The sequence below is a fragment of the Chryseolinea lacunae genome (genome assembly GCF_016735595.1).
GTDB lineage: Bacteria > Bacteroidota > Bacteroidia > Cytophagales > Cyclobacteriaceae > Chryseolinea > Chryseolinea lacunae.
Genome location: NZ_JAERRB010000014.1, coordinates 32,843 through 52,185, shown reverse-complemented (window position 1 = coordinate 52,185; position 19,343 = coordinate 32,843). Strand labels below are relative to the sequence as shown.

The following is a 19,343-nucleotide window of genomic DNA, read 5'->3' as shown; positions in this document are numbered from 1 at the left end:
CAGAATATTAACTTCATAGGATCAACAAACCCTCTCCTATGAATCCTTCTCTCCCTCTTCAGCAAAAAGAGAGAATCTTTGTGCTGGACGCCCTGCGGGGTGTTGCCCTCTGTGGCATTCTCATTCTGAACATGCCATTCTTCTCGCGTGCCTTTCAGGTGGACTTCGATTTCCGCATTCTGAACGATGCGTCAACACCACTTGATGTGTCGAGTTGGATGACCACACTGTTTGTGTTGGGCGGATCGTTCCGCGGAATGTTTTCGATGTTGTTTGGCGCTGGCGCACTGCTCATCATATCGCGCCTTGAAAAACAATCGGGCATCGAAGCGGCCGACATCTATTACCGCAGGCTCATCTGGTTGCTCGTGTTTGGATTAGTGAACGCCTACGTGCTGCTATGGCCCGGCGACATTCTCTATCACTATGCCATCTGCGGATTGTTTTTGTTCCCGTTGCGCAAAAGTTCCGTCAGGGTGCTGGTGCTGCTCCTGGTGTTCTTCATTTCCATCAACATGTTCAAGTCCTATCTGAAGTTTACCGACAACATTGCCAAGCGCGACAACGGACTCGCCGCGCTCGCCCTCAAGGAGCAAAAGAAAACCTTGACCGAAGAGCAGGATGGCGATCTGAAGAAATGGGAAGAAACGCTTGACAAACAAAAAGTAGAGAATATCAGGAAGGACGTGGAGAAAGAAAATAAAGCCATGCTGCAGAGCTACCCCAAAGTGTGGAAACACCTGAGTCCACTCAACGCAAAATTTGAATCGTCGAAATTTTATCAGTCCATTTTTTTTGATGTCATGGTCTGTGTGTTGCTGGGAATGATTCTTTATCGCACGGGAATTTTAACAGGCGACAAATCAACCCTTTTCTATTTCTGGCTCATGCTCGTTGGCTATGGTGTGGGCATTGGCGAAGGTGTGCTGGTGGGCATAGCCTGGTATAATGCCGGTTTGGATTTTTATAAGTTTATTGAACTGTGGCCGGTGCACGTGAGTCTATACGACATTCACCGTGCGTCGGTGTCGCTGGGACACATCGGGTTGATCATGTTGTTGTATAAAAGTGGTTTCTTCCACGGGTTTCTCAAACTCTATGCGAACGTGGGGCAAATGGCATTCACCAACTATCTGTCGCAGTCCATGATTTGCACCCTCATTTTCTACGGCTATGGTTTTGGGAAATTCGGACAAATTGGTCGCTCCGAGCAATGGTATTATATTATTGCCATTTGGGTTTTTCAAATCATTTTCAGCAACGTGTGGCTACGCTACTTTTTGTTTGGCCCGCTGGAATGGGTGTGGCGCAGTCTTACCTATTGGAAAAAACAACCTATGCTTCGGTCGAAAGCGATGGAGCTGGTGCTGACCTGACGCGTAACGCTACTCTGGACGTATACAATGCAACAGAGGCTACACAATTCATTTTGCGTAGCCTCTGCTTTTTACATTCGGTGTCATTCTATGAAACAATATCCTAGGCTAACCTCAATATTCGAACGAGATGACCCGGCTATCCATTTTCAGAAACGTATTGAACGCCTCGAGCCGTTGTTCGCGCCCTGATACTTCATAGAGCAACAGAAATCCTTTTTCTTCCTTGATGTCGCGTTTCTTTTGAAAGCGCAATCTGCCCTTGCGCAATACACTTTCCAATGTCGCGACAAACGAGTCGTCGAAAGTATACACGATTTTGTATGAACGCGCGTGATGAAACCGTTCGATGAGCTCCTGGAGTTTTTCGAAGAGCGTCAGCACAATGAGCACTACGCCCGAGCCTACAAGGGCAATGAAATATTGGCCTGCGCCCACGGCCATTCCCAACGCCGCCGAAATCCAGATGGTGGTGGCGGTGGTGATGCCGGTGATGGTGAGGCCGTCTTTGAAAATAACACCGGCTCCCAGAAAGCCCACGCCCGTGATGATGTTCGACGCAATGCGATCGGGCGAGGCACCACCAATGGCCATGGACACTTCCGTGAAAAGCGTAGAGCCCAGGCAGATAATGATCATGGTGCGAAGACCGGCCGCCTTGCTTCTGTATTCACGCTCAAGCCCGATGGCCGTGCCGATGGCAAACGAGATCAGGAGTTGCAATGCAGTTTCATAGTGAATAACAAAGTCCATGCTGCGCGGTTGTTAGTTTTGTTTGAATAGATAAACTCTGTTACAGTCTGAATGTTTTGTGAAATATCGTATCAGAAACGTCATTAAGAAAATCATAGTCAGTCACGTTGTGCATCCGGTTCGCTATCGTGATCGAGCAGTCCCGACACAATGCAATACTGGGCCACGATGTAGGTGAGCATGATCCAGGTGGCGCTGTTGGCCAGGGGCGTAAGAAATTTGTTGATCGCCAATAGCGAATCGGAAAGCATGAAGAACACAGCGCCGCCAAAGACCAAACGAAAACTTTTTGGCGATGTGCGGCCATAGCGAAACAACGCGTTGAGGACCATCACCACCAGCACCAGCGCATAGACCATTACCGGAATTTTCAACGGCCCCAATGCATCATACAACACCACCATCAATCCCGTGCCGGCCAGCACGATCGGAAACGCCAGTCTGATTTTTTGAATGCCCTTCAGTTTATCCTCCACGGCGGGCCATTGATGTTGCCGATAAACAAAAATGTAGAAGAGGTGCGAGGTGAGGAAGGCCAGCAAGCCAAAGATAAAAAACAGTTCGTTGCCCGCATCAAACATGAGCAACACATCGCCCGCCAGCGAAAAGAAAATGGCCAGCAGCACGAGGGTGTTCCGATGCCCGGCGCTCACCCAGTAATAGGCTCCCAGGGTCAGCAATATCATCGGCTTGCACACGAGGTGAAGTTCGGGCACGTCTATAAATCCGGCGATGAGTTCACCCAAACTCACCACGACAAAAAGAATCAGTAACAGTTTTTTCATGCGCTTACTTTTACGACCGGGCGGTTAAACAGCAGGTACACAAACGACGCTGCGGCCAACGCGCTACAGATGGAAAAGGTAAGGATAAAATTTGAAGGATCATTTCCATAGACCCATCCCGACATGAGGGCACCGATACCAATGCCCATCTCCATAAAAATATAGAGCGATGCCAAACCGCGCCCCTTATGATGCTCGTCGCTCAGGTCAGTGGCCCAGGCCAGCAACGTGGGCGACACGGCGCCGTAGGCAAATCCATACATCACCACGCCAAGAATGAGTTGAAGTTTTGTGTGCGCAAAACCCGTCACCAGCAAAGCAATCGCGATTATGAACGTGGCCACGCACAACACCGGCTTCCGTCCATAACGATCGGAGGCGCGGCCAGCTACCAGACGCACGAATAGTGAAGCCGCGGCGAGATATGATAACAATATGCCCGTGTTCTTGAACTTCAAATACTCTGCAAAGTCCGGAAGTAAGGTGTACATCGCGCCATAAGCATACACACTCATTAACATCACAATACAAGGCACCAGCACACGCGGCTCAAACAGATCTGAGCGCTTCACTTTGATCAACCCGCGACTGAAAGGATGTTTCTCAAACAACGTTTCCCGAATGCCCAACAGGATGAGGGTGGACATTAAGGCCAGAGCAGACGAACAAAAGAACATTGCCTGCAAGCCATAGGATTCAGCAATCAAGCTTCCAAAGGCCGGACCAATCGTTGAGCCCAACGTCCCCATCGTACCCAGCAGTCCAATAGCCTCACCACGGCGCGCGGCAGGTATTACATCCGATAGATATGCAGCCTGGCCGGTTGGTGTGAACCCCGTAGAGAACCCGTGCACAAGGCGCAGTATGAAAAACCAGAACACTGTGGTAGTGAAGGGATAGACGAGGCTACAAAAAAAACAGACGATGCACCCCGCCATCATCACTGGCACGCGGCCCAACTTGTCGGCAAGCTTGCCACTGAACGGGCGAGAAATCAATGCCGTGACTGTGAATAGAAAAATAATGAATCCCTTATAGCCGCCACCACCTAAACTGCTGAGAAAAGAAGGCAATTTGGGCATGAGCATGTTGAAACTGGCAAAGAACAGCAACGAGCTGCAGCATACCAGCCAAAACTGTGTGTTATAGATTCGTGCCGTGGTCAAGGGGTTGTGTAGAAAAAAACAGGCTCGCACCACGTTAATCGCGCGAGCCTGCTAAAGGGTTACGATTGCTGAGGCTTTTCTTGTGCGCCCAGTAAGAAGGCTTTGATGTAGTCGTCGAGGTCACCGTCGAGCACGTTCTGTGCATCGTGACGCTCCACGGCCGTGCGGGCATCCTTCACCAGCTTGTAGGGATGCAACACATAGTTACGGATCTGCGAGCCAAAATCGATTTTCATTTTTCCGGCTTCAATCTTGTCGCGGGCTGCGTTGCGTTTTTCCATCTCCAGCTGATAGAGCTTGGACTTCAGCATCTGCATGGCGCGTTCGCGGTTGGCGTGCTGCGAGCGTTCCACCTGGCACACAATGACGATGCCCGTGGGTTTGTGCGTGAGCTGCACTTTGGTTTCCACCTTGTTCACGTTCTGCCCACCGGCGCCACCGGAGCGCGACGTTTGAATTTCGATGTCGGCCGGGTTGATTTCAATTTCGATCGAGTCGTCTACTTTGGGATAGACAAAGATGGATGCGAACGACGTGTGCCGGCGTTGGTTGGAGTCGTAGGGCGAAATGCGCACGAGACGGTGCACGCCGATTTCGGCTTTCAACTTTCCATAGGCAAACGGTCCGTCTATTTCGAGCGTGGCCGATTTGATGCCAGCCACGTCGCCCGATTGATAGTCGATCTGTGTCACTTTGTAGCCGCTCTTTTCGCCCCACATAATGTACATGCGGTTCAACATGTCGGCCCAGTCCTGGCTTTCGGTTCCACCGGCTCCGGGATTGATTTCGACGACGGCGCTGAGTTGGTCTTCTTCCTTGCTCAGCATTTTTTTGAATTCGAGCTCTTCCACAGCTTTGGCCGCTTTTTCATAGTCGCGGTCCAATTCCTCCTCGCCCACGTCGCCGGCTTGGTAGAACTCATAGAGCACTTCCAGATCGTCCAGACCTTTGGTGAGGCTGTCGAATGCGTCGGTCCACACTTTTTTGGTGCGGATGTTTTTGAGAATGGCTTCGGCTTGTTTGGGATTGTTCCAGAAATCAGCCTGCTGGGTGATGAGCTCTTCGTCTCTTACTTCAAGGATCTTATGATCGTAGTCAAAGATACCCCCTCAAGGCGCTAACGCGAACCTTCAAATCTTTCAATTGATCTGTTGTCATGGTGAATAAATAAATTTTGGGCAAAAGTAAGGAATTCCGGCAAATACCCTCGCGCTAAAAATGATCGAGGTCGTGCTGATAGAAAGGCGAGTCATAGTTGGCCGTGAGCAGGCGATAGCGCCCCCGGATGCGTTGAGATTTCTTACGGATCAAGAACAGGGGCAACCCCACGGCCACCATCGAAACCGACGTGCGCGTAACGTTGTCGTCGAGGCTGGCTTCGTGGCCTTGCACCACCACGGTGTTAAATTGATCGATCACAAAATAGCCGGTGCCGCCAATCAAAAGAATTCCGCCCACCACATTGGCCAGGTTGCTGTGCTTGAAATAGATGCGGTCTATCTTGTGGAAAGGAATGATGTCTTTGTGGGCCATCACAGCGGTGTCGAACAAATTGTTCACATAGCTTTCGCGAACGGTCTTGCTGCCCTTCACGCGAAAAACAATCTCGTCGCCATAGCGCAGCCTCAACAGTACCTTTTCGCCTTTCAGCACCACCAGCTGCTTTTGTGCATAGCCCACCGTGGCAAAAAGCAACATCATCACAACACTCCAGCACGCTCTACTTTTTTTCACGCGAAGTTTATTTACCCTTAAAAATAGAGAAAACGGTGGACAATCAAGTCCACCGTTTCAGGTTGAGTTATTCAGGTAAAAAAAGAGATTACATTTTTGTGATCCACCCAAACGGGTCGGGTGCAATGCCACGCTTCAGGTTGTCGAGCGTTTTGTAGATGTGCGGGGCCACCGACGATTTCTCTACCGCGGGCAGGTGGTAGTCCACGCCTTCGTGGCCAATGGCCTCAATGGGCGCGATGGTGGCGGCTGTGCCCACGCCAAAGGCTTCGCGCACGCGTCCGTTCTGCAGGCCTTCAATCAGTTCTTTCACACTCACCTTGCGTTCCTCCACGCGCATGCCTTCGCTGCGCGCAACGGTCAGCACACTGTCGCGGGTGATGCCGGCCAGGATGGAATCGCTTAGGGCGGGCGTTACCAGAGTGTCGTCAATAACAAACATCACGTTCATCGTGCCCGACTCTTCAATGTTGGCGTGTTCGCGCCCGTCGGTCCACAGCAGTTGCTGGTAGCCCTGGTCGTTGGCGAGCTTGGTGGGATAGATCGCGCCACCATAGTTTCCACCGGCTTTGGCAAAGCCTGTTCCACCAGCCACAGCGCGGGTGTAGTGTGTTTCTATTTTCACTTTCACCGGCGCGGCATAGTAGGCTCCCACCGGCGAAGCAATGATCATGAACGTGAAATCCTGCGAAGGACGGATGCCGATAATTTCGTCGGCCGAAAAAAGGAAAGGACGAATGTATAGCGAACTGCCGGGCGCGCCGGGAATCCACGTGCGATCCAGTTCGATCAAGGCGCGCAAACCCTCCACATACACCTCTTCCGAAACCTGTGCCATACACAACCGTTCGGCCGAGCGGTTCAACCGTGCCCAGTTGTCCATGGGGCGGAACACCAGCGCTTCGTTGTTTGCGCCGCGATGCGCTTTCAATCCTTCGAACACCGACTGGCCATAGTGCAAGGCCGGTGTGGCCGGGCTGATGGGCATGTAGCCAAACGGCACAATGCGCAGGTTGCCCCACGCACCGTTTCTGAAATCGGCCATAAACATATGGTCGGTGCAAATCTTCCCGAACGGGAGGTTTGAAAAATCCACCTGTGGCAATCTTGATTTTGCCACACGCTCAACTTCAACTTTCAAGGTCTCTACCATGGATCAGCATATTAAGGGCTCGAAGGTAGAGATAATTTTTCTTCACCACTAACAACTGTTAGTTTATGCTGTAAGTATCGAAATCGCTTGTGTTTTATTTGCCGGGGGTGCCGATTTTGACGGCAATGGGAAAATTTTCTTTGTCTCCTGAAACGATCAACATAACCTGACCCAGCATTTTTATCACGGCAGGATCTCGATTTGAAATCGCTCTTTCAAAATTTTCCGAAGGGCTGCATCGTCATCAACAAGCGTTTCATATTTCTCTGTTCCTTTTCGATCGATGAACCTGGCGTTATACACCGTGATGCGTCCCTGTTCCGTAGGCAACGTGCAGATGGTGTTCTTCACAAAATGCGATTCGGGATTTATTTGTTTGTCGCGACACGGTTCGCGAAAGTCGTCGAGTGTGCAAGGTGCCAGGCTGAATGAATATTTGCGTTGAAATGTTTTCTGATCGCTGGCCATCTGCAAGACAAAATTTCCATCATCCCGTTTGTCGATCCTGAAATGGTTTCGACCATCGGTTTGAATGATGTCTTCTTTCAATTCGAGGGGTGTGATGAATAAGTCACCAAAGCCAACGTCGGCGAGATAGGTCTTGTCCAGTTCGATCAACACAGCCATGTGATCGAAGGGTGGTCCTTCCACGTCGTCTTCAGTAAAGACGCGGGCCGAAATTATGCGCGCCGAAAAGCCAATGTCGTTCAGCAGCATGGTCAGCAACGAGTTCACTTCATAGCAAAATCCACCCCGCCGGTGGTTCACGATTTTGTCGAACACACGGTCTTCATCCAGCGTGAAGGGTCTTTGGTAGTGAATGTCCAGGTCTTCGAACGGCACATGATAAACGTGCTGGCGATGAAGCATCATCAGCGTTTCATGATCGGGCGAGGCCGGGCCTGCGAAGTTGATGCGTGCTAAATAGTCGGATCGGTTCATCCCCTGAAACATTCGCGGCCTATTCCATCTTCGGTTTCCAGGGGGTCTCTTCTGCTTGCAGCTCCTGCGTCATTTTCCGGCTCAGCATAAAGAGGTAGTCAGAAAGTCTGTTCACGTATTTTATGACCAGTGGCTCCACACCTTCCTGCGCATGCAGGGCAATGATGAGGCGCTCGGCCCTGCGGCAAACGGTGCGGGCAATGTGGCAAAATGAAACAGACGAATGCCCGCCGGGCAGCACAAAGAAACGCATGGGCGGCAAGGCGGCGTCCATGGTGTCGATTTCAGTTTCGAGTGTGGTGATGTCACTTTCGTGCAGCGCGGGAATTTTCACTTTGGTGTTACCAGGCTCTGTGGCCAGGATGGAACCGATGGTGAAAAGCCGGTCTTGAATGAACACGAGAATTTCTTTGCGTGAGCTGTTCACCTCCTGATCGCGAAGCAGGCCCATCCACGAATTCAATTCGTCTACGGTGCCATAGGTGTCGATGCGCAGATCGGCTTTGGAAACACGCTTGCCTCCGAAGAGTGCTGTGGTGCCCTCGTCGCCGGTTTTCGTATAGATCTTCATGGGCTAAAGGTAGACGTTCGGCAGGAAAGTGAAAACGCCTAGTGTGCTTCCACGGGATTGCCGCGGCTCACGTTGTCGTTCTTTTTGTCCCACTCAATCAGTCCATCGCGCAGGCGGATGATGCGATGTGCATAGTGCGCAATGTCGTCTTCGTGCGTCACCATGATGATGGTGTTGCCTTTGTCGTGCAACTCCTGAAAAAGCGCCATGATGCCATACGACGTTTTGGTGTCGAGGTTACCGGTCGGCTCATCGGCAAGGATGATGGAAGGATTATTCACCAACGCACGGGCAATGGCCACGCGCTGTCGCTGTCCGCCCGACAGTTCGTTGGGTTTGTGATGATGGCGGTCGGCCAGGTTCACACTTTGCAGGGCGGCCATGGCGAGCTCGTCGCGATCGGATTTGCTGTAGCCCGCATAAATGAGGGGAAGGGCCACATTGTCGAGGGCACTGGCGCGGGGAAGCAGGTTGAAGGTTTGAAACACGAAGCCGATCTCCTTGTTGCGCACTTCGGCCAGTTCGTTTTCCGTCATGTCGCTCACCTGGTGGTTGTTGAGGCTATAGCTTCCTGTGGTGGGTGAGTCGAGACACCCCACAATGTTCATGAGGGTTGACTTGCCAGAGCCGGAGGGGCCCATGAACGCCACATATTCACCTTTGTCGATGGAGATGGACACACCTTGCAGGGCGTTAACAATGTTGTCGCCCATGCGGTAAACCTTTGTCAGGTTGTCGGTTTCAATAATCTTCATTGTCCAATTAGTTTATGCTTCGGCCCGCGAATTACAGTTCCCGGCAAAAATTCGTGAGGCTTGCCCGTTATATAACTTCCGCTGCGAATTTAAGTTGCTCTTTTTTATATCACCGCCCAATTTTTGCATTCGGCAGGCGATTTTTTTTCAATGCTCACCCCTGCGACGTTCCGTTGCGGACAAATGTTACACAGGCCGCAATCACGTGGTCGTCGCGCAGGATGCGGGTGTGGCCAAGGCCCTTGGTGCGGATGAGCATCGCCGAGGGATAGCGTTGCAACAGGGCGCGGGCGTGCAGCATAGGCACTTCCTTGTCCTCCTCGTCGTATACCAACAGCAGATCGAGGGGGCCTTTTAGCTGGGTGATGAAATGCTCCCCGGTGAATTCTTCGAAAGGTTTCCCGGTCGTTTCGCGTATATAGTTTTTAAAAAATTTATGCGTAGGCGCTGTCCCGTGAACGGCCTTCAAAAAGCCATTGATGATTTCGTCGCCTACAGACGGCGATGCAATCATCACCAACCGGTGAATGGGCACGCCCCGGGAAGCCGAAAACAGGGCCGCGGCGCCACCAAACGAATGGGCAATGACCGCCCAGGGTTCACCCACATGCGCACAGACGGCGCGAATAGATTCATCAAATTCTTCCAGGTTGGTTTTCTTGCCCTCGCTGTGACCATGGGCCGGAGCGTCGAACCCCACCACCTGAAAACCAGCGGCCAGCAGGGGTTTCACAAACCGTCTGAACTGCGTTGCCCGTCCTGCCCAGCCATGAATGACCAGCACAGGCCTGCCCTCTCCCCATACATACCCCTGAACTTTTTTTCCTGCCGCGGTCACGGTGAACCGCTGAGCAAAGTCTTCTGCCTTTTTCTCTTTTTCAGGACGCGGGTAGTGGAGGGGTGAGAAAAATATTTTTATAAAAAAACGATGTGCCAGCCAGGGGGCAATGACCTCCAATTTTGGAAAAATCCACCGCATTATCTTCAGCGGTAAGGGAGCCTGATCTTTCTTCATCAACAGCCGGGCTAAGTAATTTATTTGTTTAAACTTACACGTGTTACATGTCCTGCAATTAATGTATAAATTGCTGGTTCTATATACCGCGAGCCCATCTATGTATAAATTTTACCGCTTGGCCCTCTTCATTGGGCTCTTCCTGGCAGCTCAAAGCACGCTTGCACAACGACATTGGATCGCAACCACCACCGGAAACTGGAATGACCCCAACAACTGGTCCACCACGGCCACAGGTCCGGGAGGTTCCACACCCCCCACGTCAACCGACGCTGTGTTCTTCAACGGTGTGGGCGGGCGCAATGGCAATTGCGTTGTGAACGTGGTGCCAACCATAAATGGTTTGAGCATTACCGGCTACACCGGCACGATCGATCTCTCTGGCAACACACTCACCACCAACGGACCCAACACGTTCACTACAGGAACCGTTTCGAACACGGGCGCAGCCGCCTCGCTGGCGTTGAACAGCACGGGGCTTAGCCGGTTCAACGGAACACTGTTTGGCGCGGCCGTGACGGGCAGCTCGGCGCAGCTTCAACTGAGCGGCAGCACGTTCAACAACACTGTGACGCTCACAAAAACGGGAGGCACCAACGATTCGGGCGACGGCGGCAACGCCTTCAACGGTGCCGTGACACTCACCAATGCCGGCACGGCTCAGCTTTGGTTGGGCGTTATCAATCCGGATGCGTTCAACAACACGCTCACCATAAACAGCAACAGCGCTTCGGCCATTCTGCTGGCACGCAACGCCGCGGGCACCCTCTTCAACAACGACATCACCATCAACTATAACAATACGGGCGCTGTCATCTTTGGAAACAACGGTGGCACATCCACGCTGGCCAACACGCGCACCATCACGGTGGCAAGCTATGGCGCCTCAGGCTGTGGCAACCTTCAGCTGGGCAACTTCACACAAGCAGGAACCACCACGCAGAACATTACGCTGGCCGGGAACGAAACGGCCATTCTCACGCTTGGTCCTGCGTCAACGTTCAATGGGCCGATCACCACATCGTCGCCGGTGCATCGCTTCAACACCAGCACCTTCAACAACAGCGGAAACTTCACACAAACCAGCAGCACCACCACGGGCAACTCGGTGGGCGGAAACCTGTTCGTGGGCACCTTCACCATGACCAACACCGGCGACGCCGACTTTGTGTTGGGCAACAGCGGCACGGGCGACACCTGGAATGGGGCAGCCACCTTCAACGGTCTTGGCGGCGGTCGCATTCGGATCGGCGAAAGCACCACGGGCAACGTGTTCAATGGCAACGCCACCATCAATAGTTCCGGAGCGGTAGACAACGTGAACCGTATACAGATTTCACGACTATCTGGATCGGTCACCACGTTCTTTGGCACCACCACCCTCAACAACAACGGTAACTCCAGCGACATTCACGTGAGTCTTGATCCCAACACGCTCACCACATTTAACGGTCCGCTGATCCTGAACTCGGGCACCTCGGCAACGGGTGAATTTGAAATTGCTCGCGACGGAAATGTGGTCATCAATGGCAACGTGCAGGTGAACAGCACCTGTGGCGACAACATCCGGATGACGGCCGGCTCGGGCACGGTTGTGTTTGGAAACGGAACCATCACCGTGGGGCCTTCCGGTTTTTCGCAAGGCCGACTTACCTTCCAGAATTTTACACAAACCGGCACGGCAGCAACCAACCTAACCCTTACGGGAACCGCCATACTCGCGCTGGGCCCCATGGCCACCTTCAATAGCAACGTGACGGGCATCGCGCCCCGGTTGATTTTGGATGGATCAACCTACGCAGGCACTACCTACCTGGAAAAGACCGGCATCACCACAGACAACAGCGTTGGAAACAACACGTTTAACGGACCCACCACACTGGTGAACTCCAACCCCGGCACAGCGGCGTTGCGCAGCGGCGTGTCGGCCCTCGACACCTTCAATGGCGACCTCACCCTCAGAAACACAGGTGCCGGAAGCATTCAGCTGGCGTACCAGGTGGCGGGCACGCTCTTCAATGGAAACATTGTTGTGAACTCTACTTTCGGAACCGGCATCTGGTTTGGTGACAACGGTGGGACATCAACATTGGCCGCAAACAAGACCATCACCGTTGGCTCATCGGGATTTTCGCGTGGCGACCTGCGTCTTGAACAGTTCCGTCAAACAGGTGCCACACCGCAGAGCCTTACGCTCACGTCGCTGGCCAATCTGGTGATCGGTCCCGCGTCGCAGTTCGATGGCAATGTGAATTTTGTGGCGCCTCAACTCACCTCCAGACAAACCACGTATAACGGCACTGCCTACCTCGAAAAAAACGGCGCCACCGGTAGCACGTCAGTGGGCGGCAACATTTTCAACAGCACCACTACGCTGGTGAACAGCGGATCGTCTACGTTCGAATTTGGCGACACGCTTCCCGAAACGTTCAACGGCGATCTCACCGTAAACAACACCGGAACGTATCGCATCCAAATCGGGATAAGTTCAGCAAACAACTTCTTTGGTGGCAATGTGACTGTGAACCACGGAGGAAACACCAGCGCCAACGTGAACACCATCATTGCGCGGAACGCCGGTTCAACCGCCACGTTCAACGGTGTGGTTACGCTTCGTTGTACCAACGCCAACGCGACATCGGGTATTGTTATTGGCAATGATGGCACGGCCACGTTCAACAACAACATCATCGTTTCGTCCACCGCCGGTCGTGGCATATTACTCAGTGGCAATGGTGGCCCGGTGACACTGGCCAACGGTTTCACGATTACTGATGAAGGCGCCGGAAAATTTACGGCGGGCACGCTCACCCTTCAGAACTTTACACAGCTGGGAACCACACCGCAGGCGCTCACACTCACGGGTAGCGCGAACCTCACCATTGGTCTCAGTTCTGTCTTCAATGGCAATGTGAATTTCAAGGCACCGGCCCTTGTGCTGAGTGGTGCCACCTACAATGGAACCACCATCTTCGAAAAGACAGGTGCCACCAACGACGACAGCCAGGGAAACAATATTTTTAACGGTGTCACTACCCTAAACAATTCGGGCTCGGGCTACTTGAGAAGTCCATCCTCTGCGGCCAACCTGGATAGGTTCAACAATGCGTTGAATCTGAACAACTCCGGTGCGGGCACCATTCGCGTGGCCGATCTTGGCACGGGCAACACCTTTGCCGGAAACATCGTGATGACCTCCACCTTTGGCGGCGGCATTTTCTTTGGCAACGGCGGCGGAAGCTCTTCGTTGGCTAGCGGGCAAACCATTAGCGTGGGCGGTGCGGGTTATGCGTTTGGTGAACTTCGTTTGTTCCGTTTCACACAAGTGGGTGGTACACCACAGAGCATCATTCTGCCTTCCAGTCCGTCGAGCACAGCGTTGCTCACGTCCGGCCCCGGCACAACGTTCAACGGCAACGTAGTGCTTCAGGCACCGGGCATGGCCATGAACGGCACAACATTTAACGGCACCGCTTATCTTGAAAAAACAGGATCAACAACAGAGAACGGCACGGGCAACAACATCTTCAATGCACCTTCCGAAATTGTTGTTTCGGGCACGGGCAACTTCACGTTTGCCAACACTGCGATCGATCAATTTAATGCCGATGTTATTTTGAGAAGCAGAGGCACGGGATCGGCGTTGCGTATGTCGCATACGGCGGCCGGTTCGCTCTACAACGGAAACATTTCCGTTAGTTCAACCTCCGGCAGTGGTGTTCTGTTTGGCAACAATGGAGGATCGTCTACACTGGCAACATCTAAAACTATTGCCCTCGATGCCGCAGGATTTAGCATCGGAACACTTCAGCTGCGAGCCTTCACGCAAGTGGGTAGCACAGCCCAGGCGTTGACCCTTACGGGAACAGCATTGTTGATTTCTGGCCCCTCGTCAACATTTAACGCTGACGTGAATTTTGTTGCGCCACAAGTTCAACTTCAAGGCGCAACTTATGCCGGCACGACGTACATAGAAAAGAATGGAACAACCGCCAACGTCAGCTCGGGTTCTAACGTCTTCAATGGAACAACGACTATCGTCAATAGCGCCAACGGCGATTTCACGTTGGCCAATACAACTGGCGACAATTTCAACGGAGACATAACGTTTACTCGAACCGGTTCGGGTCTTCTTCAACCGGCCTACAATTCTACCAGCTTCTTCCGATCGAATGTGACGGTAAACGCAGCGGCAGGCATAACCTTTGGCGCGAACAACGGGTTCGCCGAATTTTCTGGTGGAAATGCTCAGTCTATAAGTGTAGTAGGTGGTTCGGCAGCGCCAACCTTTCAACGAATGACCATGAACAAGACGGTTGGAACAAGCGTGACCTTGAATACGGGCATCACCATTTCAGGCAATCTTGCCATGACATCCGGCGTGATTAACTCTAGCTCGACAGCGCTCCCGTCTTTCCCTGTTGCCGCAACAGTGTCGGGTGCAAACAGCAACAGCTACGTGAATGGTCCGGTGCGAAAAACCGGCAACGTGGCATTTTCATTCCCCATTGGCAAAAATGGATTCTACCGACCTATGGCCATCTCTGCCAGAGTTGGTACACCAAATGTCATCACGCAGATTTTTACGGCGGAGTACTTTAACACCCCTCAGCCTTTCGGGGGAAAGACCACTTGGGATCCGAGCTTCTACACCGTTAGCGGTTGCGAGTACTGGAACATCACCCGGGCAAACGGACTTTCAAATGTATACGTCACACTAACGTGGAATGAAAACGCATGTGGTGGGCCGGTGTATGTCTCCACGCCAGCCACACTCCGGGTGGCCCGGTGGAGCGGCTCGGCCTGGCAAAACTATGGTAATGATGGAACTGCCTCGGGTGGCGCAACGGGCTCTGTTACAGCTTCCGTTCTTTTGGGAGGCTCTGCAGACGGCCCCCTAACCTTAGCATCAGTCTCCCCGACCAACCCCCTCCCCATAGAACTCGAACGCTTCTTCGCTCAAGACGGCGGCGCAACGGCAACTTTGAACTGGACCACGGTCACCGAAAAAAACAACGACTTCTTCACACTCGAACGCTCGCAGAATGGTCTTGACTTCACGTTTATGACCAAGGTGAAAGGTGCCGGAAACTCCAGCACACGCAAGACCTATAGCTTTATTGACGAAGAACCCTATGATGGCTTATCGTACTATCGCCTCATACAAACGGACTACGACGGCAAATCAAAATCGTGGATCACGTCGCTGCAGCGAAAAGGTGAGGATGCAGAATTTACGGTCTATCCCAACGCCGGCGGCAACGAAACAATCTACTTCAGCCAACGTGCCAACGTAACATTCTTCAACAGCCTGAACCAGGTGGTGATGCAGGCCGATGGTGTGAAGGATTTTGACGCCACGCCACTGCCTGCAGGGATTTACATTTTGAGAAACCAAAAAGGACAGGTGACGCGCTTCGTGAAGAAGTAGTTGCCTACGATCACACCTTGAATTGAAAGGTGCCCGTGGTGTGCTGAAAGGTTTTAACATCATACACCCGCTCCACAAACGTCACTTCATTATCATAATCTACGAGCACCACGGTTGAACACCGGGTGCCGTAGTTTGGCGTTTTAATAAACATGGACGACAACGCCTTCTCACGCTCCGGCGACAAGCCCGTGTCGGGCAATTTATCTTCGGGAGCCAGCACTTCATCATACATCGCGTCGAGCAGTTGCTCCGGTTGAATGACCGGTTGCGCGATAATGCTCTTCAACTTCTCTTTGCCCCGAACAATTTTTGGCCACGGCGTGTCCAGCAGATGATTGCTCAGCCCATAAAACCCGGGCATCAGTTCTTCAATCACATGTGAATAGTTTGAATAATACCACAACTCGTTTACACTGCCCGTGATGATATTGAACCCGTTATACTCCGCGTCGCCTTCATCCACGGCACGCAAATAATTTTCGGGACGGTTGCGCCCCTCCAGATAGTCGGACACGAGGAGTCCGCGCGAAGGTGCGTGGGGGTCGATGTTTTTGGGATCGCGATAGTTGGTGAGCAACGAGATTTTTCCCGACGTGGTCATGCCCATCCAGGTGCCATTGGCCACGAGGTCGCGGCCCGCCAAAATTTGAGGTTTGTCGTCCCAGAACTTTGCAGCTTCCGTTTGGCGTTCATAAAATTCATCGCGGTTTGCAGCCACAACAAGTTTGTAGGTGGGGTGATTTCGGAAAGACAGAAAAATTAAACACATACCAGACTCAGATTTTAAATCACCCAATAAAAGTTAAAGCAATATTTCTTTGACTAGCAAGCAGCAACGTTTTCAGCCTCGCATAATCTTGGTAAACGTTCCCATCGTTTCGTGGTTCAAAACAATTCCAGCTGGTCGGGCAACAGCGTGAACGATCGGCGATGGTAAGGTGTGATGCCCAGCTGCCGGATGCCCTCGCGGTGCGCTTCTGTGGGGTAGCCCACGTTGGTGTGCCAGTTGTAGCCCGGAAATTGTTCGGCCAGCTTCAGCATCAGGTCGTCGCGATAGGTTTTGGCGAGTATGGATGCTGCCGCGATAGACAGATATTTGCCATCGCCTTTGATGATACACTCGTGCTTCAGTTCCGCATAGGGCTTGAACCGGTTGCCGTCTATGAGCAACAGTTCGGGGCGGACGGTGAGTTTGTCGAGTGCCACGTGCATAGCTTTGAAAGAGGCATTCAGAATGTTGATGCGGTCGATCTCCAGCTGGTCGATTTCGCCGACTGCCCACGCCATGGCATCGCGCTGAATGTCTTCGCGCAGGGCTTCGCGTTCTTCCTTTGTGAGTTGTTTGGAATCGTTCAGGAGTTTGTGGCGGTATTTTTTGGGGAGGATCACGGCGGCGGCCACTACCGGGCCGGCAAGACACCCCCGGCCGGCTTCATCGCATCCGGCCTCGATCAGATCTTTGGTGAACGACGATCGCAGCATGAACACAAACTTAATGCGTAAATGATTTCCTGCAAAAAAGAGATTGAATAGCTTTGAACAACATGCCGGAAGCCCTTCAATTCACGCATCCTGAAAGGTTTTCAGGAAAAAAATTCCGGCATCGTGCAAACCCGTATGGCGCAAAACGAAATCGAAAATCCCTGGACCACCCTGTCGTCGGAAGACAAATATGAAAATCCGTGGATCAAAGTGACCGAACACCAGGTCATCAACCCCGCCGGCGGAAACGGCATCTATGGCAAAGTACATTTCAAAAATAAAGCCATTGGCATTGTAGCCCTCGACGAAGAAAACAACACTTGGTTGGTCGGTCAATACCGGTATACGCTAAACGAATTCCATTGGGAAATTCCCGAAGGTGGTGGCGCCTTCACAGTCGACCCTGAACTGTCTGCGCGCCGCGAACTGCAGGAAGAAACCGGACTAACCGCGCAGAAATGGACACGCCTCTTCCGCATCCACACATCCAACTCAGCCACCGACGAAGAGGGCTTTGTGTTTCTGGCCGAAGAACTGCAACACGGCGACACAGCCCGCGAAGAAACCGAAGCCGACATGAAAGTGCGAAAGCTCCCCTTGCGCGACGCCGTGGCCATGGTGATGCGCGGCGAGATCACCGACGCCATCAGCATGGCCGGTCTGCTGGCGGTGGCCCGGTTGAAAGGCATTTGATTTTTTTAAAAACACTCCTCTCCATTTTTTGAACGTCGTCTACATACATGACCATCCGCGCTCACATCAAGGAAAATTTTCACCTCGCCTACCCCGTCATGCTCAGCAACCTGGGCCACGTGATGATGGGGTTCACCGACAACATCATGGTCGGTCACCTGGGAGCTACAGAATTGGCCGCGGCGGGGCTGGCAACGGTGGCGTTCAATGTGCTGTTGTTGTTTGGCATTGGTGTGTCGTATGCCATCACGCCTCTGGTGGCCGAAGCCGACGGGCAGCACGACGACAAACGCATTGTCGAAACCTTGCGACACGGGCTGGTCATTAACGTGGTGAATGCTCTGGTGCTGGTGGGCGCCGTGTATATTGGCAAGGAAGCGCTCTATCACATCGGCCAACCCGAAGATGTTATTGCACTCTCCATTCCATTCCTGAAAATTATTGCCTTTTCGTTGATTCCTGTTCTCATCTTTCAAAGCTTCAAACAGTTTGCTGAAGGATTGTCGAATACCCGTGTGGCCATGGTCATCATGATTGCCAGCAACGTGGTGAACATCGCGTTGAACTACGCGCTCGTCTATGGGCATGGAGGCTTTCCTGCGATGGGGTTGATGGGTTCAGGATGGGCCACGTTCTTGTCGCGGGTGTTCATGGCGTTGGCCATTGTGGGCTATGTTTATGCTGCGCCAGCGTTCCGAAAATTCCGGGCAAGTTTTTCGTTGGGAAATTATTCGCGTGCGCTGTTTGCCAAGATGTTGAACATTGGCGTGCCCAGTGGTGCGCAGTTTATTTTTGAAGTGGCGGCATTCGATTTTTCGCTGGTGATGATGGGATGGCTCGGCACCAAATCGCAGGCCGCGCACCAGGTGGTGATCAACCTGGCCACCATCAGCTATATGACCACGGCAGGACTTGCCGCTGCGGCAACGATTCGTGTCGGCTATTTTTTGGGACAACGGGATGTCAAAAATCTGAAGCTTGCCTGCTACACCTTGCTGGGCATGGCCCTCGTGTTGATGTTGTGCTGTGCCGTTGGTTTTGTGGCCGGTCGCCATGCGCTGCCCATGCTCTACATCAACGATGGCGACGTGATTCGCATCGCCTCCTCGCTCATGATCATTGCCGGACTCTTTCAACTTTCAGACGGCACGCAGGTGGTGTGTGCTTCGGCCCTTCGCGGCTTGCAGGATGTGAAGATTCCATCGGTGCTCATCTTTGTGGCCTACTGGATCATCGGACTTCCGTTGGGGTATGGGCTGGCCTTTCATGCAGGCATGGGTTCGTTGGGCATCTGGCTTGGCCTTTCCATTGGGCTCACGCTAACGGCCCTGGCCATGTTCTTCCGGTTTCGTATGCTGGCCTCGCGCCTGGCCCTTTCCGTTGAGGCAAGCTTGCCCGCACCATCAAAATAATTCACCGCACACCTTTGTGAATGCAAGGCCAACGAAGGCCGTTTGCCTCCCGGACAAAATTCCGTTTACGCC

The 19,343-nt window shown here is 52.6% G+C and carries 16 protein-coding genes; 4 read left to right on the top strand and 12 right to left on the bottom strand.

Features of this window, described 5'->3' with window-relative positions:
- The first annotated feature begins 38 nt into the window (after window positions 1-38).
- On the top strand, window positions 39-1,376 hold the full coding sequence (locus JI741_RS27770; RefSeq protein WP_202015251.1) for a DUF418 domain-containing protein: 1,338 nt from the start codon (window positions 39-41) through the stop codon (window positions 1,374-1,376).
- Between the two features lie 114 nt (window positions 1,377-1,490).
- Here JI741_RS27770 and JI741_RS27765 read toward each other — a convergent pair whose 3' ends face one another.
- The 10 genes from JI741_RS27765 to JI741_RS27720 all read right to left on the bottom strand — a co-directional run bounded on the left by JI741_RS27765 (window position 1,491) and on the right by JI741_RS27720 (window position 10,250).
- The gene (locus JI741_RS27765; RefSeq protein WP_202015250.1) at window positions 1,491-2,129 is read right to left on the bottom strand and encodes an MgtC/SapB family protein; all 639 of its coding nucleotides are present in this window, start codon (window positions 2,127-2,129) and stop codon (window positions 1,491-1,493) included.
- A 98-nt stretch (window positions 2,130-2,227) separates the two neighbouring features.
- The gene (locus tag JI741_RS27760; RefSeq protein WP_202015249.1) at window positions 2,228-2,914 is read right to left on the bottom strand and encodes a lysoplasmalogenase; all 687 of its coding nucleotides are present in this window, start codon (window positions 2,912-2,914) and stop codon (window positions 2,228-2,230) included.
- The gene (locus tag JI741_RS27755) at window positions 2,911-4,080 is read right to left on the bottom strand and encodes an MFS transporter (protein WP_236676308.1); all 1,170 of its coding nucleotides are present in this window, start codon (window positions 4,078-4,080) and stop codon (window positions 2,911-2,913) included. The genes JI741_RS27760 and JI741_RS27755 overlap by 4 nt, the downstream gene beginning before the upstream one ends.
- A 59-nt stretch (window positions 4,081-4,139) precedes the next feature.
- A protein-coding gene (prfB, locus tag JI741_RS27750; protein ID WP_202015248.1) for a peptide chain release factor 2 occupies window positions 4,140-5,238 on the bottom strand; the annotation gives its coding sequence in 2 pieces (ribosomal slippage) (window positions 4,140-5,177 and window positions 5,179-5,238; 1,098 coding nt in all).
- A gap of 54 nt (window positions 5,239-5,292) precedes the next feature.
- Window positions 5,293-5,814, bottom strand: a complete 522-nt coding sequence (locus tag JI741_RS27745; RefSeq protein WP_202015246.1) for a hypothetical protein — start codon at window positions 5,812-5,814, stop codon at window positions 5,293-5,295.
- Between the two features lie 88 nt (window positions 5,815-5,902).
- Window positions 5,903-6,967: a branched-chain amino acid aminotransferase gene (locus tag JI741_RS27740; RefSeq protein WP_202015244.1), complete on the bottom strand. Its 1,065-nt coding sequence runs from the start codon at window positions 6,965-6,967 to the stop codon at window positions 5,903-5,905.
- 183 nt (window positions 6,968-7,150) lie between these two features.
- Window positions 7,151-7,909 (bottom strand): arylamine N-acetyltransferase family protein, encoded by a 759-nt coding sequence (locus tag JI741_RS27735; RefSeq protein ID WP_202015242.1) that lies wholly within the window; start codon window positions 7,907-7,909, stop codon window positions 7,151-7,153.
- Window positions 7,910-7,928: 19 nt separating this feature from the next.
- Window positions 7,929-8,480, bottom strand: coding sequence for a cob(I)yrinic acid a,c-diamide adenosyltransferase (locus tag JI741_RS27730; protein WP_202015240.1), 552 nt, complete (start codon window positions 8,478-8,480; stop codon window positions 7,929-7,931).
- 38 nt (window positions 8,481-8,518) lie between these two features.
- Window positions 8,519-9,235 carry an ABC transporter ATP-binding protein gene (locus tag JI741_RS27725; RefSeq protein ID WP_236676307.1) on the bottom strand — a complete coding sequence of 239 codons (717 nt, stop codon included), beginning with the start codon at window positions 9,233-9,235 and terminating at the stop codon, window positions 8,519-8,521.
- Between the two features lie 154 nt (window positions 9,236-9,389).
- Window positions 9,390-10,250: an alpha/beta hydrolase gene (locus tag JI741_RS27720; protein WP_202015239.1), complete on the bottom strand. Its 861-nt coding sequence runs from the start codon at window positions 10,248-10,250 to the stop codon at window positions 9,390-9,392.
- Window positions 10,251-10,350: 100 nt separating this feature from the next.
- On the opposite strand from JI741_RS27720, the gene JI741_RS27715 reads away from it, so the two are divergent.
- Window positions 10,351-15,681 carry a beta strand repeat-containing protein gene (locus tag JI741_RS27715; RefSeq protein WP_202015236.1) on the top strand — a complete coding sequence of 1,777 codons (5,331 nt, stop codon included), beginning with the start codon at window positions 10,351-10,353 and terminating at the stop codon, window positions 15,679-15,681.
- Between the two features lie 10 nt (window positions 15,682-15,691).
- Here the strand turns inward: JI741_RS27715 and JI741_RS27710 are convergent, their stop codons facing one another.
- Together JI741_RS27710 and rnhB are read right to left on the bottom strand one after the other, a co-directional pair.
- Window positions 15,692-16,453, bottom strand: coding sequence for an NRDE family protein (locus JI741_RS27710; RefSeq protein ID WP_202015234.1), 762 nt, complete (start codon window positions 16,451-16,453; stop codon window positions 15,692-15,694).
- Window positions 16,454-16,569: 116 nt separating this feature from the next.
- A complete protein-coding gene (rnhB, locus tag JI741_RS27705) occupies window positions 16,570-17,166 on the bottom strand; it encodes a ribonuclease HII (RefSeq protein ID WP_202015232.1) in 597 nt (198 codons plus the stop codon).
- A 135-nt stretch (window positions 17,167-17,301) separates the two neighbouring features.
- On the opposite strand from rnhB, the gene JI741_RS27700 reads away from it, so the two are divergent.
- On the top strand, window positions 17,302-17,859 hold the full coding sequence (locus tag JI741_RS27700) for an NUDIX domain-containing protein (RefSeq protein WP_202015231.1): 558 nt from the start codon (window positions 17,302-17,304) through the stop codon (window positions 17,857-17,859).
- Window positions 17,860-17,906: 47 nt separating this feature from the next.
- Entirely contained in the window at window positions 17,907-19,271 is a 1,365-nt protein-coding gene (locus JI741_RS27695) for an MATE family efflux transporter (protein WP_202015230.1), read from the top strand.
- Window positions 19,272-19,343 lie beyond the last annotated feature (72 nt).

What these genes read in the sequence shown, in the direction of transcription:
- JI741_RS27760 (WP_202015249.1), bottom strand. Translation starts at nt 2,914, where the DNA reads ATGAAAAAACTGTTACTGATTCTTTTTGTCGTGGTGAGTTTGGGTGAA.
- JI741_RS27770 (WP_202015251.1), top strand. Translation starts at nt 39, where the DNA reads ATGAATCCTTCTCTCCCTCTTCAGCAAAAAGAGAGAATCTTTGTGCTG.
- JI741_RS27765 (WP_202015250.1), bottom strand. Translation starts at nt 2,129, where the DNA reads ATGGACTTTGTTATTCACTATGAAACTGCATTGCAACTCCTGATCTCG.
- JI741_RS27740 (WP_202015244.1), bottom strand. Translation starts at nt 6,967, where the DNA reads ATGGTAGAGACCTTGAAAGTTGAAGTTGAGCGTGTGGCAAAATCAAGA.
- JI741_RS27700 (WP_202015231.1), top strand. Translation starts at nt 17,302, where the DNA reads ATGGCGCAAAACGAAATCGAAAATCCCTGGACCACCCTGTCGTCGGAA.
- rnhB (WP_202015232.1), bottom strand. Translation starts at nt 17,166, where the DNA reads ATGCTGCGATCGTCGTTCACCAAAGATCTGATCGAGGCCGGATGCGAT.
- JI741_RS27730 (WP_202015240.1), bottom strand. Translation starts at nt 8,480, where the DNA reads ATGAAGATCTATACGAAAACCGGCGACGAGGGCACCACAGCACTCTTC.
- JI741_RS27725 (WP_236676307.1), bottom strand. Translation starts at nt 9,235, where the DNA reads ATGAAGATTATTGAAACCGACAACCTGACAAAGGTTTACCGCATGGGC.
- JI741_RS27720 (WP_202015239.1), bottom strand. Translation starts at nt 10,250, where the DNA reads ATGAAGAAAGATCAGGCTCCCTTACCGCTGAAGATAATGCGGTGGATT.
- JI741_RS27735 (WP_202015242.1), bottom strand. Translation starts at nt 7,909, where the DNA reads ATGAACCGATCCGACTATTTAGCACGCATCAACTTCGCAGGCCCGGCC.
- JI741_RS27695 (WP_202015230.1), top strand. Translation starts at nt 17,907, where the DNA reads ATGACCATCCGCGCTCACATCAAGGAAAATTTTCACCTCGCCTACCCC.
- JI741_RS27710 (WP_202015234.1), bottom strand. Translation starts at nt 16,453, where the DNA reads ATGTGTTTAATTTTTCTGTCTTTCCGAAATCACCCCACCTACAAACTT.
- JI741_RS27715 (WP_202015236.1), top strand. Translation starts at nt 10,351, where the DNA reads ATGTATAAATTTTACCGCTTGGCCCTCTTCATTGGGCTCTTCCTGGCA.